A 13156-nucleotide genomic window follows, 5' to 3' on the forward strand; every position below is an offset into this window, starting at 1 on the left:
CGGGTAGACGCTTCAGGCGCGAAACCCACCAGACACCTCGATTCGTTGGGCGTTGACGAAGCCGAAGTCCGCCGACAGTATTCCCGCGATCACGGCGCCGACATCCTCTGGCAGTCCGACCCGGCCGAGCGGGGTCTGGTCGGCAAGGGCTTTGTTGACGGCAGCGTTGTCGCGCGTGGCTCCGCCGTTGAAATCGGTCGCGATCGCACCGGGGGCGACGACGTTGACGGTGATACGGCGCGGCGCCAGGTCGATCGCCATGTAGCGGGTCAGCGCCTCGACCGCTGCCTTCATCGGTCCGTAGATCGTGCGCCCCGGGAATGAGAACCGCGCGAGACCTGACGAGATGTTGACGATCCGACCGCCATCGCGGATCACCGGCAGAAGCGCCTGTGTCAGCAGGAACGGGGCTTTGAAATGGATCGCGAACTGCTCGTCCATTTCCGCTTCGGTCCCGTTCATCAGCGTCGCCGTCGAACCCGAACCGGCATTATTGACGAGATAGTCGAGCCGGTCACTGCCAAGGGTTTTCAAGGCTTTTTCGACTTCAGCAACGAAGGCGTCGAGCTGATCGCTTCGGGCGGCGTCGAATGGCAGGGCGACCGCACGCGCGCCGGCCTGTTCGACTTCCTTGACCACGGCAAGGGCGCTGTCCTCGTTCTCGCGATAGGTAAGTATCGACGACACTCCGCGGCGAGCGAGGCTGAGGACGGTGTCGCGGCCGATCCCGCGGCTGCCGCCGGTGACAAGGGCGATAGTGGTAATTTCGGGCATGAGCGGCAATCCTTTCATTTTGCGATGGTGACGATTTAAGCGAGGAACGCAGCGCAGATAATTGCTACAAATGCCGCATCACTGTTTTGGAATATGAGACAATCGAATGGATCGGTTCGATGCAATGGCCATGTTCGTCCGCGTGGTGGAACGCCGAAGTTTCAGTGCGGCGGCTGCCGATCGCTCCGTCTCCCGCTCGGCAGCGACAGCCGCGGTAAAGCAGCTGGAAGCCGGGTTGGGCGTTCCCCTGTTGCGGCGCACGACCCGCCAGGTGGTTCCAACGCAGGAAGGGTTGCGGTTCTACGAGCGGTGCGTGCCGATCCTCGCAGAGATCGAGGCGGCTGAGCATGCCGCCACCGGACGTCTGGCCGGAACGCTTCGCGTCGACGTCGCGGGATCGCTGGCGCGCACGATCCTGCTCCCCGCGCTTCCGCGTTTCCTGGCTGACAATCCGGGGCTTGCCGTGCAGCTAGGCGAGGGCGAGCGTTTCGTCGACATGGTGCGTGAGGGGATCGACTGTGTCGTGCGCGCCGGGGAGCTGGCCGACAGTGGGCTGATCGCGCGCAAGGTCGGCGAGATCGCGGAAGTGACCTGCGCCAGCCCGGCTTATCTGGCGCGGCATGGCACGCCCCGCATATTGGATGATCTTTGTGGGCATGAGATGATCGCATTTGTGTCGTCGCGCACGGGATTGGCCATGCCTTTGGAGTTTGCCGACAAGGGCCGGACCGTAAAGGTGGCCTTGGCCGCGCGCTTGCTGGTCAGCGGCGCCGACACCGCCGCGGTCGCGGCTCTGCGCGGCTTCGGCCTAGTGCAGGCGCCCCGGTTGCGCTTCGCCGAGGATTTGCGCAGTGGGGCGCTGGTAGAAGTCCTGCCGTCGTTCGCGCCGCCGCCGACGCCGATCTCGGTCGTCTATCCAGCGACGCGGCAACTGCCGCCCCGTGTGCGCGCATTCATTGATTGGCTGGTCGCCACGCTGGTGCCTGCACTAGCTTCATAGAGCGAGATTATTTTCGCCTTCTACGATTCGTAACCGGACAGCCAGCGGGGGCACCGGGTGCCCGCTATGCCGCCGATCCCGAATTGGCGAGGGCTGCCATGTTCGATTGGCAATGGACGACCGAACCACCGCCGCACATCGTGTTGCGCCAAAACACAAATGGAGTTGCTGTATTGCCTGCCACCTTGTCCGGCCTGAGGGTATTGGAAATCGGCCATTTCGTTGCAGCCCCGTTCTGCACGCGTCTGCTGGCTGACCTGGGCGCCGACGTCATCAAGATCGAACCGCCCGGCGGCGATCCCGTACGGCAATGGGGCGAAATGGTCGACGGCCGGTCGTTGTGGTGGTCGATGCACGGGCGCAACAAGCGGACCATAACGCTCAACCTCAAATCGGACGAAGGGCGTGCGATAGTGCACAAGCTGGCGGAGGAATGCGACGTCGTCGTGGAAAATTTCCGCCCCGGCCAGCTTGCCAAGATGGGGCTTGGTCCGGATGAACTGCGCCGGTCCAACCCGCGCCTGATCTTCGCGCATATCTCGGGATATGGCCAGACCGGTCCCGGTCGGGATCGCGCTGCCTTCGGTGTGATCGGCGAAGCCGTAGGGGGCTTGCGTTACCTCACCAATCACCCGCCGGGTACGACCGACCTGCCGCCCGTGCGCGTGGGCATCAGCATCGGCGATTCTATCGCGGGGCTATATGCCGCATTCGGCGTCATGGCCGCGCTGTGGCAGCGCGATCGCACGGGCGGCGATGGCGAGGCGCGCACGCTGGACATCGCGCTGACTGAAAGCGTCTTCAGCATGATGGAAGGAATGCTCCCCGAATACGGAAAGCTGGGCAAGATCAAGCAGCCGACCGGCGGCGGTATCGCCACCGCCGCGCCATCGAACGCCTATGCCGCGAAGGATGGGACATGGGTGCTCATCGCGGCGAATTCCGAACCTCTTTTCGCGAAACTGGCCACGCTGATTGGGCGCAGCGAGTGGATCGGCAAGCCCGGTTTCGAAGGCAATGCCGCGCGCGTGAAGAATGTGGCTGAGATCGACGCTGCCATCTCCGCCTGGACCCGCCAACACGACGGCGCGGAATTGCTCACCATTCTGTCGGAAGCCGACATTCCCAACTGCAAGGCATATGATTCGGCCGATTGCGCGACTGATGAGCAATATCTGGCACGCGGTATGGTGCGCGAAGTGCAGGACCCGCATCTGGGTACAATGCTACACGCCGGGATTGTGCCGCACGTTGTTGAAAGCCCGGGCGAGGTGCGCTGGGCGGGCCCGGACGTGGGCGCTTATAATGACGAGGTGCTTGGTGATCTGCTGGGCTTCACCCCGGCCGAGGTCGAAGGCCTGCGCGAACGAGGAGTTTTGTGATGACGGAGGTTGCAATCGTCGAAGTGGGGCCCCGAGACGGTTTCCAGTCGATCGCCGAGGTCATTCCCGCCGAGCGCAAGAAGGCGCTGATCGACAAGCTTTATCATGCGGGTGTTCGTCGCATGGAAGTGACGTCGTTCGTCAGCGAGGCGGCGCTGCCGCAGTTCCGCGATGCTGCAGAAATCCTTGCCTTCGCGCAAGGTCTGTCGGGGATGGACCCGCAGGTGCTCGTCCCCACCGCGCGCCATGCCGAGCGGGCGCTGCGGGCCGGTGCGGATCATCTCGCGTTCGTGCTTTCGGTCAGCGAACGGCACAATCGCGGCAACGTGCGCCGATCGCCGCTCGAATCGGCGGCAGAATATGATTCTATCGCGGCGATGATGCCGGGAAAGGCACGGCTGCGGCTGAACGTGGCGACCGCGTTCGACTGCCCGCACGACGGACCGGTCGACGAGGGAGAAACCATGCGCCTGCTCGAGCGGCTGGTGCCAGTAGCCCCGGCGGCGGAGATCGCCCTGTGCGATACCACCGGGCGGGTCGCGCCGGCGCATGTCCAGTCGCTGTTCAGCAAGGTCCGGCAGGCGTTCGGCGACGAACTGAAGCTCGCCTTCCATGCGCACGATACCTATGGGCTAGGTGCGGCGAACACCTTTGCCGCCTATCAGACCGGGGTAAGGGTCTTCGATGCCGCTGCGGCGGGGCTGGGGGGCTGCCCCTTCGCTCCCGGTGCGACCGGGAACGTCGCGACCGAAGATCTCATCTATATGTTCGATGGCATGCGCGTGAATAGCGGTATCGATCTGGCCCGTCTGCTCGATGCCGCCGCCGACATCGCCGACGTGCCGGGCGCGCAGACCGGCGGACGGGTCCGCACGGCCGCCTTTGCGCGGGCCTGTCGCGCCTCGGAAGGATGATGTCCGCAAGCCAGGGTTTGCCATAGAATAATGGCCCGGCGCGCCGCTTTGGTAGACCAAGCAAGGGAGGAGAGCGCATCGCCATAGCCAAAGATGGTCGGCGATCCTGATATGGGAGATCTACCAATGTCCGGCAATCGCATGAAAGGTGCCAACAAGCTGAAGCTCGGATTGTTCGGCCTGAACTGCTCTGGCGGCCTGACGATGACCAAGGCGGCGGAGCGGTGGGACCCCAGTTGGCGGAACAACGAGACTGCGGCGAAGCTTGCCGATGATGCTGGGCTCGAATTCGTTCTGCCGATCGCGCGCTGGCTGGGGTACAAGGGCGAAACGGATACCGAAGGCACCACGTTCGAAACCCTTACCTGGGCTTCGGGTCTGCTTGCCGCCACCAAGGAAATCTCCGCCTTCGGCACGCTCCACGTCGGGCTGATCCACCCGGTTTTCGCGGCCAAACAGATCGTCACGGCACACCATATCGGTGCAGGTCGATTTGGCCTCAATGCCGTGTCGGGTTGGAACGAGGGCGAGTACGGGATGTTCAACGTCCAGCTGCTCGAACACGATGATCGTTATGTCTACAGCGACGAATGGCTCTCGGTCGCCAAGAAGATCTGGACATCGGAAGAACCGTTCGATCACAAGGGGCGGTTCTTCGACCTGAAGGGCGTGCTCAGCAAGCCAAAGCCCTATGGCGGCGAGATGCCGATGATCATGAGCGCGGGCTCTTCGGGTGCCGGACGTCAATTCGCGATGACCCACGCCGACTGCCTGTTCATGAGCGTTATCGACATCGCCAAACTCCCCGGAGAGGTCGCCCAGCTGCGTAGCGAGGCGGGAAGCCGCAACGTCGGCTTCTACACCAGCGGCCACATGCTGACCCGCGCGACCGAGAAGGAAGCGCAGGAATACTACCGCTACATCGTTCATGAAAACGGCGACTGGGAAGGAGCCGAATACATCGTCAACGTGCGCCTGGCAGGCGGTACGCGCTCAATTCCGCCCGAAGTCATCCGCGAGATGAAGGAACGGCATATGGCCGGGATCGGCAGCTACCCGCTGGTCGGCAGCTACGATCAAGTCGTCGACACGCTCAAGCGACTGAGCGACGCGGGTCTTAGCGGGGTCGCCTTTGGGCTCGTCAATTACATCGACGAATTCCCGATCGTGCGTGACGAGATTTTGCCGCGGCTTGAGCGGCTAGGCCTGCGCCTGCCGCATCGTCCCGCGTGACCGTGGTAGCGGAAAAAAGAAGGGTAGCGCCATGACAATTCGCAATGTGGGTATCATAGGCCTGGGCGCGATCGGTCGGCCTATGGGTCGGCACCTCGCCGCAGGTGGTTTCGGTGCGTTCGGGTTCGATCCCAGCGAAGACGCCTGTCGTCAGGCACGGGAGGTGGGCATCACGACATGCGCCTCGCCGCGCGAGGTGGCTGAGCGTAGCGAATTCGTTATCGTGGTCGTCGGCTTCGAACATCAGGTCGACGCGGTGCTTTTCGCGGATGACGGGGTTCTGGCCGGCGCGCAGCCCGGCGCTGTGATCGGCATCAGCTCCACCGTCTCGCCGACCTATGCCCGCGAACTGTCCAAACGCCTTGCGCAGTACGATGTTCGCCTGCTCGACATGCCGACGACCCGCAGCAATCGTGCTGCTGAAAGCGGCAATCTGCTCGTCATGGCCGGCGCCAACCCCGAAGTGATCGAAGTCTGTCGCCCGGCGCTGGATACCTTTTCGGGTGATATATTTCGGCTTGGCGATTTCGGCCATGGCCAGGTTGGCAAGATGATCAACAACATCATCCTGTGGGCTTGCATGGCTGCCAACGACGAAGGGTTCCGGCTGGGCGAAAGCCTGGGCGTGGACCAAGAAACGATGCGTGCCGCGCTCAAGACGAGCAGCGCGGCCAATTTCCCGCTGATCGAGGAATCGGACACGCGCCCGATCCCGTGGGCGGAAAAGGATATGATAATCGCGCAGCGCGAAGCCGATCAGCTGGCGCTGAGCATCCCGTTGACGGGCCATGTCAAGGAACTGATCAAGGCCTTCAAGGTCCGGATGAATTACGCGACGCCCAAAGGCTGATCGCGGCGCGTTCGCACGAAAAATAATTCGCCACACGCGGCGTTCGCTTTCGGGAGCCTTGGAATGACCCCTACGACTGCCGACACCGCGACGGCGACGGACCCGCGCGACATCGTCGCCCACGCGCCTATGTCGGGTGCCCAGAAACGTATCATAGCGCTGACATCGCTTATTTCGGCGCTTGATGGGTTCGACATCCTGTCGATTACGTTTGCCGCCCCGGCGCTTGGCCGGGAATTCGGGCTGGACAGCGCAACTTTGGGACTGCTGCTATCGAGCGGCTTGCTGGGCATGCTGATCGGATCGCTGACGCTGGCCAGTCTGGCCGACATCTTCGGGCGGCGGCCGCTCGTCATCGCCAGCCTGACATTGATGGGATGCGGAATGCTGGCATCGGCGTTTAGCACCAATTTCGAATCTCTCGCCATCGTTCGAATCGTTACCGGGATCGGCATCGGGTCGATGGCGGTCATCAATAATCCGTTGGCCATCGAATTCGCCAACTTGCGTTCGCGCGGTCTGGCGCTGTCCCTGATGACGATCGGCTACCCTTTGGGCGGTATGATCGGCGGATTGGTATCGGCCTATCTGATCAAGGTCTTCGCTTGGGAGGCGGTGTTCCTCTTTGGCGCGAGCCTGACTTTCGCCGTTCTTCCGCTGGTGATTTGGATTTTGCCGGAATCGCTGGAATTCCTGATCGAGAAACGTTCGGACGATGCGCTCGCTCGGGTGAACCGGTTGCTCGGTCGGTTTGGCCACGCTCCGATCCATGCACTGCCGCCGCCCTTGATCGGTCGCGTGACTGCGTATCGCGAAATTTTCTCCGCAGAACAGCGGTCGACGACGATCATGCTGACAAGCGTGGCTGTCCTGTCGTTCATCACGATCTATTTCTTCCTGAGCTGGCAACCCAAGCTGCTCGTCGAAATGGGATTCAGTCCGTCGACGGCCGTCACGATCGCGAGCATGAGCAGCCTTGCAGGCGCGCTGGGCGCTATCGCATTCGGATTAATCTCCCGCCGCATCGAAGGGTTCAAGCTTGCAGTGGGGGCCGTCGTCATGCTGGGCCTGTCCAACATCCTGTTCGGGCTCGTCCCGCCGATCCTTCCCTTCGTTGTCTGCGCATCGTTCATCGCGGGCTGGTCGGGTTCGATCGCCACATTGGGTATGTCGGTCACTGTCGCGGAAGCTTTTCCCGGACGCATGCGCGCGACCGGCGCGGGGTTCATGTTTGGCACCGGGCGCGTAGGCAGTGCGCTTGGTCCAGCGATAGCCGGCATATTGCTGTCATGGGGGCTCGACCGCGCCCAGGTCTGTGTGATTATCGCATGTTCCGCGTTGACGGCCAGCCTCCTGTTGGCGAAATCGCCGCATCGCCGCCGCCCGCGCTACTGATGCTGTATCGGATCGGGCGCGGGGCATCTGCGGGGCTGCCGCCCCTATCGTCTCAATCTACCGAAGATGCGGCTCGATATGCCGGTCGACGACAAACGCGGCGACGATAACCGACCCTGCGAAACCGGTCAGGACGATGAACAGGGGGGCTAAGCTCGACTGGAACTGGCTTAGGATGATGCCGCCGACCATGGTCGCGCTCACGCCACCCAGCCGCCCGGCCGCAACGCCGATGCCCGATCCAGTCGCCCGGCAATCCGCATCGTAGCCTGCTGCAATCATCGCCGCGATTGTGGCCATGAGAATTCCGGTGATACCACCCGACAGCGATACCGCTGCCAAGATTTCCAGCCGGTAGAGTGGAATGTCGTTCGTGTGCATAATCGCCACGATACCAAGCAGAATTGCGATCACCGCCACAGACGAGCCGATGACGACGGTTTTCGAGCCTAACCGTTCGACTACAAAACCGGACAGGAGCGCTCCGATCAGACACAGGCTGCTGTAGCCCATCCCGGCCGAAATCGCGTCTCTGAGCGGCAGGCCGCCCGAAGTTAGCACAACCGGCAGCCAGCTTTCGAAGCCGTAGTTGACGAACTGGGCGCAGAAGAACGCGAACCATGCTCCAATATTGAAGCGCACCAAATCAGCACGGAAGACCGATGCGCGCCGCTTCGTTTGCGGGCTCGCCGCGATCGCGGACAGCGTCTCGTCGGTCATCGCCGTCCCGGCGACGGCTTGCCAGCGGGCCCGGAGAGCCTCTGCTCCACGCTGTTTCAGCATATGCGTAGGTGTTTCCGGCAGCCACAGCATGCGCACGCCGATCGCCAGCGTGGCTATACCCACCACTATGAAACAGCCCCGCCATCCCAACAGAGGCAAGCCGTACAGCGCGACCGCGGCTGCGGCCACACCGCCCAGCGGCGAACAGGATGTCAGGAACCCCATAACTCGAGCCAAATGCCGCCGCGGCAGCCATTCGATCACGATGGTATAGGCATTGGGGATCAACGCGCCGAAACCAACACCGCTGCCGAACCGCGCCAGCATCAGCGCGATAGGTACGTTTGTGAAAGCGCATGCCAAGGTGAGAGAGCCGAAGACCATCACCGCGACCAGCGCCGTACGCCACGGCCCGAAGCGGTCTCCCAGAAAGCCGCCGAAGAACGACCCGAAGGTCATGCCGAACAGCGAGGCGGCCAGCGCAGGAGCAAACACCGCCTTGTTAACCTGCCATTCCGCCAGGATCGACGGCGTCAGGAAGGGCAGCAGCTTGCCGTCGGTCCCATCAAGGAGCAGCGCGCTCGCAACCGTGGTGACGATGGCGAGCTGCGCAAAGGTGAGCTTGACCGCGAAATTGACTTCCTTCGCGGTCGAAACGTCGCCTGTAGGCGGCGTACGCATCAGCGCGGTCCGTCGCCGCAGCCCAGGGCACCGGGGCGGGGTAGCCGCTTCAACGGCACGCCGCCGTCATCCCTGCCATTTGGCAAGGAATTTGGTGACGCCGGCGTGGAAGGGAACGTCGACCGGAGTGTGCATGGTGTTTTGGAACACCTTTTCGATCCCCTGATAGTCCCCGGCTGCCCAAGGAATCTGGTTCTGGCGCGCCACCACGGCTTCGCAGATGTCGATCACCACGTCATCGGGCAGCGATGCGTCGCAGTACAGCGGCCAGCCGCTGAAATCGATGCAGTCATAGCTGCGGTCGAGACCTGGATAGTCGCCAGCCTTGATCGTGCTCTTGCGCCACCCCAGGTCGGCCAAAGCTTCGCGCTGCCCCTCTGCGAATTCGAGGAATTCGTAACCGCACTTCAGGGCGTGCGACAGCCAGGTCACGAGCGCCTCGTCGAAGATCGCGTCGACTTCCCCTTCCTGAATCGGCCGCATCCGTTTGGGCCCGGCGGGGGCGCCGGTGCCAACAATCTCACCGCCCCAGGACAGTACGTCCTTCAGGCCGAAACCTTCGAGGTTGAAGATCTGTTCGATCAGAGAGAATGTCGAATGCGTTGGATCCTCGCGCACCGACATCTTCAGCGGATACTTTTGGCGCGCAATGTCGGCGACGGAGCGCAGTTTGGTGCGCGGATGAACCATCATCGCGAAGCTGTCCCACGACGGGTGCGACATGATGACCCGCACCGGCAGCGCTTCGGTGAACAATCCCTTGCCGAAATAAGCCTGGGTCAGCAGCGCCGAAGGGTTGACGAAAGCCGCATCCATGCCGCCGTTGCAGACGTCATGCGCCAGGATCGCCGACCCGGTGCCGAGATTGAGCGAGGGCTTCCACTGAGCTCCGCCCCCCGAACCCACGCTGATGCGCAAGTCGCGGTTGCCGCCATAGATGATCGATGGATCGCCCGCCACGTCCAGGCCGATTTCCCACAGGGTCTTTGCCCGAATGAAGTTTGCGCCGCCCGGCAAGGGTTCGAGCCCCTCGTTTACAAGCGGAACTTTGTATGGACCTTCGACTGACATTTACCCTCCGCGCCGGATCGGCGTGTTCGTTATCCGCGGCGGATAAAGCAGGGACTGCGAAGCGGTTGAAGAACAAAATCACGATGCATGCCAGACCATTTAGCGTTGGCAGCGAGAACGTCGCGATCTGAGATTATGATGTCGCGGCGCCAGATTCGTCCGCTAGGCGGCTTCTCGCAAAGCGGTTCACGGCCGGCTGGACCGGCGGCTGCGCAAGCAGGAAATCGACAAATAGCCGCGCCGCCATGCTCAAGTTTTCGCGATTTTGGTAACAGATGGCGAGTGGCCATGACGACCAGCTTTCGTCGAGCGTGATGGCCGCGATCCTGAGCGATGGATCCTGCGCGTTGACCGATGACGACGGCAGGATCGCGACACCCAGACCAGCCGAAACCATTTTACAGATACTGGCGCTGCTGGCGGCATGAATGCGGTCGCGAAACGTGATCCCCAGGATCCGCAACTGTTCGCGGTAAAGATTGATCAGCGCGCTGTCCCGCTGGATGACGATGAAGGGCTCGCGAGCCATGTCGGCAAGCGTGACCGAATCGCGCTGCGCCAGCGGATGATCGCACGGCACCACCCCAATCAGCTCGTCCTCGTGCCACGGCAACACTTCGAGATCTTTGGTCGGCACGCGCCCCGAGATCAGGCCTATGTCGGCGGTTCCGATCCGCACCGCGTGAACGATGTCTAGGCTTACATGCTCTTCGAGTTCGAGCTCGATCGCGGGATGTCGATTCAGAAAATCGGCGAGCGTGGTCGGGAAAGTGCTCGATGCAGCCGACATGTGGGTATGGACGCGGACCCGCCCGCGCGCACCCTTGCGGAACCCTTCCATGTCGAGAACCATGCGTTCGAACCGCACGAAAACATCGCGCAAATGTTCGATCAAGGCCTCGCCCGCAGCGGTCAGGGTCACGCCGCGATCATGGCGGTTGAACAGTGCGATCCCGAGCCGCGCCTCGAGATCGGTGATTCGGCGGCTGACCGCGGAAAGCGAAATGTTCTCGCGCGCAGCCGCACCGGCGAAGCTGCTTTCCTCCGCCGCCGCGGTCAGCAGCCGAAGTGTGACCAGGTCAAAGCCTATCGACGGCCAGACCGAGCGCAAGACGACGGGATTTTCGCCGCTCATGACGGGCTCGGGCAGCAGCAGAGAGCGCGAGGATATCTGTTCATCGCAACACCATACTTCGGAAACGAGTGTCCGGACAATCGTTTTGCACACGCGCGTCCCGCGGGTTCCGCGCGACGCCTTGCGCCGCGCGGGATCGTGCGCTCAATCCGCGCCCCGTGCGCGGGCGACGATCGCTTCCGCTTCCGGCGCTGCGAGGGTGCTTCCGCGCCAAGCCACATGCTGGTCCGGACGGATCAGCACGAGATCAGCCTGGTAAAGGTCGCGTGCGCGTGCGTTGTCGATGGAAAGGACGGTCAGCGGGGTATCCTGCGCTGCCGCGGCGGCTACGAAAGCGGACGTGTCCGCGGTGTCGGACAGCTGGAGCAGCGTGAACTCCTTGCCGAACAGATCGTAGACTGCCTTGCCGTCTTCCATCCACACATGCGGGGCGCGCGCGCCGGGGCGGGCGCTCGGTTCGTGGAAGTTGGGTTCGTCACGCGGCGGCGGACCGTCTTCCAGCGTGTTGATCGGCGAGGTGCCGTAGAACACGCCGAGGATGATGCCCGGTGCGGCGAATTCGCGTTCGGCGAAATCATAGAGCTCGGCACCGTAATCGGCACGCGCCTTGGCACCTTCGGGCGTATCGGTTTCGATTTCCGGCGGCAGTTTGATCGTGCGGAAATATTCGGCAAGCGAGCGGGCGAAACGGGTATTGCGCTCGGCGATCGGCTTACGTTCGAGAGTATAGCTTTCGAGCAGCTTGTCACCGCCCCAGCCGTTGATCGTCGCCGCCAGCTTCCATCCCAGGTTGGCGACATCGTCGACCGAGGTGTTGTAGCCGAGGCCCGCGGTGGGGGTGAACAGGTGCGCGGCATCGCCGGCCAGCAACATGCGGCCGGACTGCATCGTCTGCGCGACGAGCGTGAAGCCCGCGGTCCATTCGGCGACGCCGAGAACCTCATAGTCGAGTTCCTTCCCGACCAGGTTGTCGAACCATTCGCGGGCGAGGGCGGGGCTGGCCTCCTGCCCTTCGGCAAGCTGCGTATGGAAGGCGAACAGCCCCTTGCCGTCGATAGCCATCATGATGCCGCGGCGTTCGGGGTTCATGCACCAGTACTGCCAGGACGGCGCACGCGGCCCTTCGGTGTAGAAAGTCGGCGCATTGAGGAAGGTGGCCATCATACGGCCGCCCAGGAAATCGCGCTTCTCGCCGGCCCAGCCTTCGTACTTGACGCCCATGGCCGACCGCACGAGGCTGCGCGGACCGTCGCAACCGACGACATAGGCGCCTTCGAAAACGACCTCCTGTCCGCTCGGTGTGTGGGTAGCGCGCACGGTGGCGCCGTTGTCGTCCGCTTCGACCGCAGTCGCCACCGTATTGTAGTGCAGTTCGATCGACGGAAAGGTCGAGGCGTAGTCCATCAGGATCGGTTCGATGAACATCTGCTGCCCACGATGCATCGGTTCGGGCGTGGGCCACTTGTCGGATTCGTCGAGGCGCTTGGCAAGGGCTTCCTCCCGGCTCGGCCAGTGCAGCCGCGCCAGTTCGTGCTCGGCATAGCGGGTGTGGTACGAGATGTCGGGCGGATAGTTGTCGGGCAGGCCGATCTGGCGAATGCGATCAACGATGCCGATGCGGCGATAATGTTCCATCGTTCGCGACGTGGTCGAGTTCGCCTTCGGGAACGATGGGCTGCCGGTCCCCTGGTCGATCACAACGCACGGAACGTTCCGCCGGCCCAATTCGATCGCCAGCACGAGACCCGCGGGGCCGCCGCCAACGATGATCACTCGCGTCTTGATAGTCATTCCCGTCACCCAGCTCCTGGTCGTTGAGGATCACCGGCGGGGCGCGGAGGTTGCGACCCTTGACCGGTACAGTAATGCGGCTCGGCGAAGCGGGCGGCCAAGTCCATTGTTCAATCAATAACGCTCGGTTGCGGAACGTCCCGACGGCGCAGATGACCTTTAGCGGGGCCAGGGCGTAAGGCTGCGTTGCGGATTCGATAATAGCGG

11 protein-coding genes are annotated in these 13156 nt (G+C 62.9%); 6 read left to right on the forward strand and 5 right to left on the reverse strand.

Translation table 11 applies throughout. The annotated features are described in order from the left end of the window. Positions 1–12 precede the first annotated feature (12 nt). Complete coding sequence (locus H5V43_RS17480; protein WP_037481315.1) at positions 13–774, reverse strand: SDR family NAD(P)-dependent oxidoreductase; 762 nt, start codon at positions 772–774, stop codon at positions 13–15. 106 nt (positions 775–880) lie between these two features. Between H5V43_RS17480 and H5V43_RS17485 the strand changes: the two genes are divergently transcribed. The 6 genes from H5V43_RS17485 (at position 881) to H5V43_RS17510 (ending at position 7548) form a co-directional block, all read left to right on the forward strand. Next, positions 881–1774 (forward strand): LysR family transcriptional regulator, encoded by an 894-nt coding sequence (locus H5V43_RS17485; protein WP_025546777.1) that lies wholly within the window; start codon positions 881–883, stop codon positions 1772–1774. Between the two features lie 98 nt (positions 1775–1872). Continuing rightward, positions 1873–3156 carry a CaiB/BaiF CoA transferase family protein gene (locus H5V43_RS17490; protein WP_025546779.1) on the forward strand — a complete coding sequence of 428 codons (1284 nt, stop codon included), beginning with the start codon at positions 1873–1875 and terminating at the stop codon, positions 3154–3156. Beyond that, the gene (locus H5V43_RS17495) at positions 3156–4070 is read left to right on the forward strand and encodes a hydroxymethylglutaryl-CoA lyase (RefSeq protein ID WP_025546780.1); all 915 of its coding nucleotides are present in this window, start codon (positions 3156–3158) and stop codon (positions 4068–4070) included. The genes H5V43_RS17490 and H5V43_RS17495 overlap by 1 nt, the downstream gene beginning before the upstream one ends. A gap of 126 nt (positions 4071–4196) precedes the next feature. Then, positions 4197–5303: an LLM class flavin-dependent oxidoreductase gene (locus H5V43_RS17500; protein ID WP_193666866.1), complete on the forward strand. Its 1107-nt coding sequence runs from the start codon at positions 4197–4199 to the stop codon at positions 5301–5303. A gap of 31 nt (positions 5304–5334) precedes the next feature. Beyond that, complete coding sequence (locus H5V43_RS17505; protein WP_025546781.1) at positions 5335–6153, forward strand: NAD(P)-dependent oxidoreductase; 819 nt, start codon at positions 5335–5337, stop codon at positions 6151–6153. Between the two features lie 63 nt (positions 6154–6216). Next, entirely contained in the window at positions 6217–7548 is a 1332-nt protein-coding gene (locus H5V43_RS17510; protein ID WP_025546783.1) for an MFS transporter, read from the forward strand. Between the two features lie 57 nt (positions 7549–7605). On the opposite strand, the gene H5V43_RS17515 is transcribed toward H5V43_RS17510, so the two are convergent. From H5V43_RS17515 to H5V43_RS17530, 4 genes are all read right to left on the reverse strand, one after another. Continuing rightward, positions 7606–8952, reverse strand: a complete 1347-nt coding sequence (locus H5V43_RS17515) for an MFS transporter (RefSeq protein ID WP_025546785.1) — start codon at positions 8950–8952, stop codon at positions 7606–7608. 66 nt (positions 8953–9018) lie between these two features. Next, positions 9019–9969 (reverse strand): TAXI family TRAP transporter solute-binding subunit, encoded by a 951-nt coding sequence (locus H5V43_RS17520; protein WP_040261019.1) that lies wholly within the window; start codon positions 9967–9969, stop codon positions 9019–9021. Between the two features lie 187 nt (positions 9970–10156). After that, positions 10157–11158, reverse strand: coding sequence for a LysR family transcriptional regulator (locus tag H5V43_RS17525; RefSeq protein WP_128830652.1), 1002 nt, complete (start codon positions 11156–11158; stop codon positions 10157–10159). A gap of 144 nt (positions 11159–11302) precedes the next feature. Beyond that, complete coding sequence (locus tag H5V43_RS17530) at positions 11303–12949, reverse strand: FAD-dependent monooxygenase (RefSeq protein ID WP_140043235.1); 1647 nt, start codon at positions 12947–12949, stop codon at positions 11303–11305. Positions 12950–13156 lie beyond the last annotated feature (207 nt).

It is taken from the genome of Sphingobium fuliginis (assembly GCF_015074805.1).
GTDB lineage: Bacteria > Pseudomonadota > Alphaproteobacteria > Sphingomonadales > Sphingomonadaceae > Sphingobium > Sphingobium fuliginis.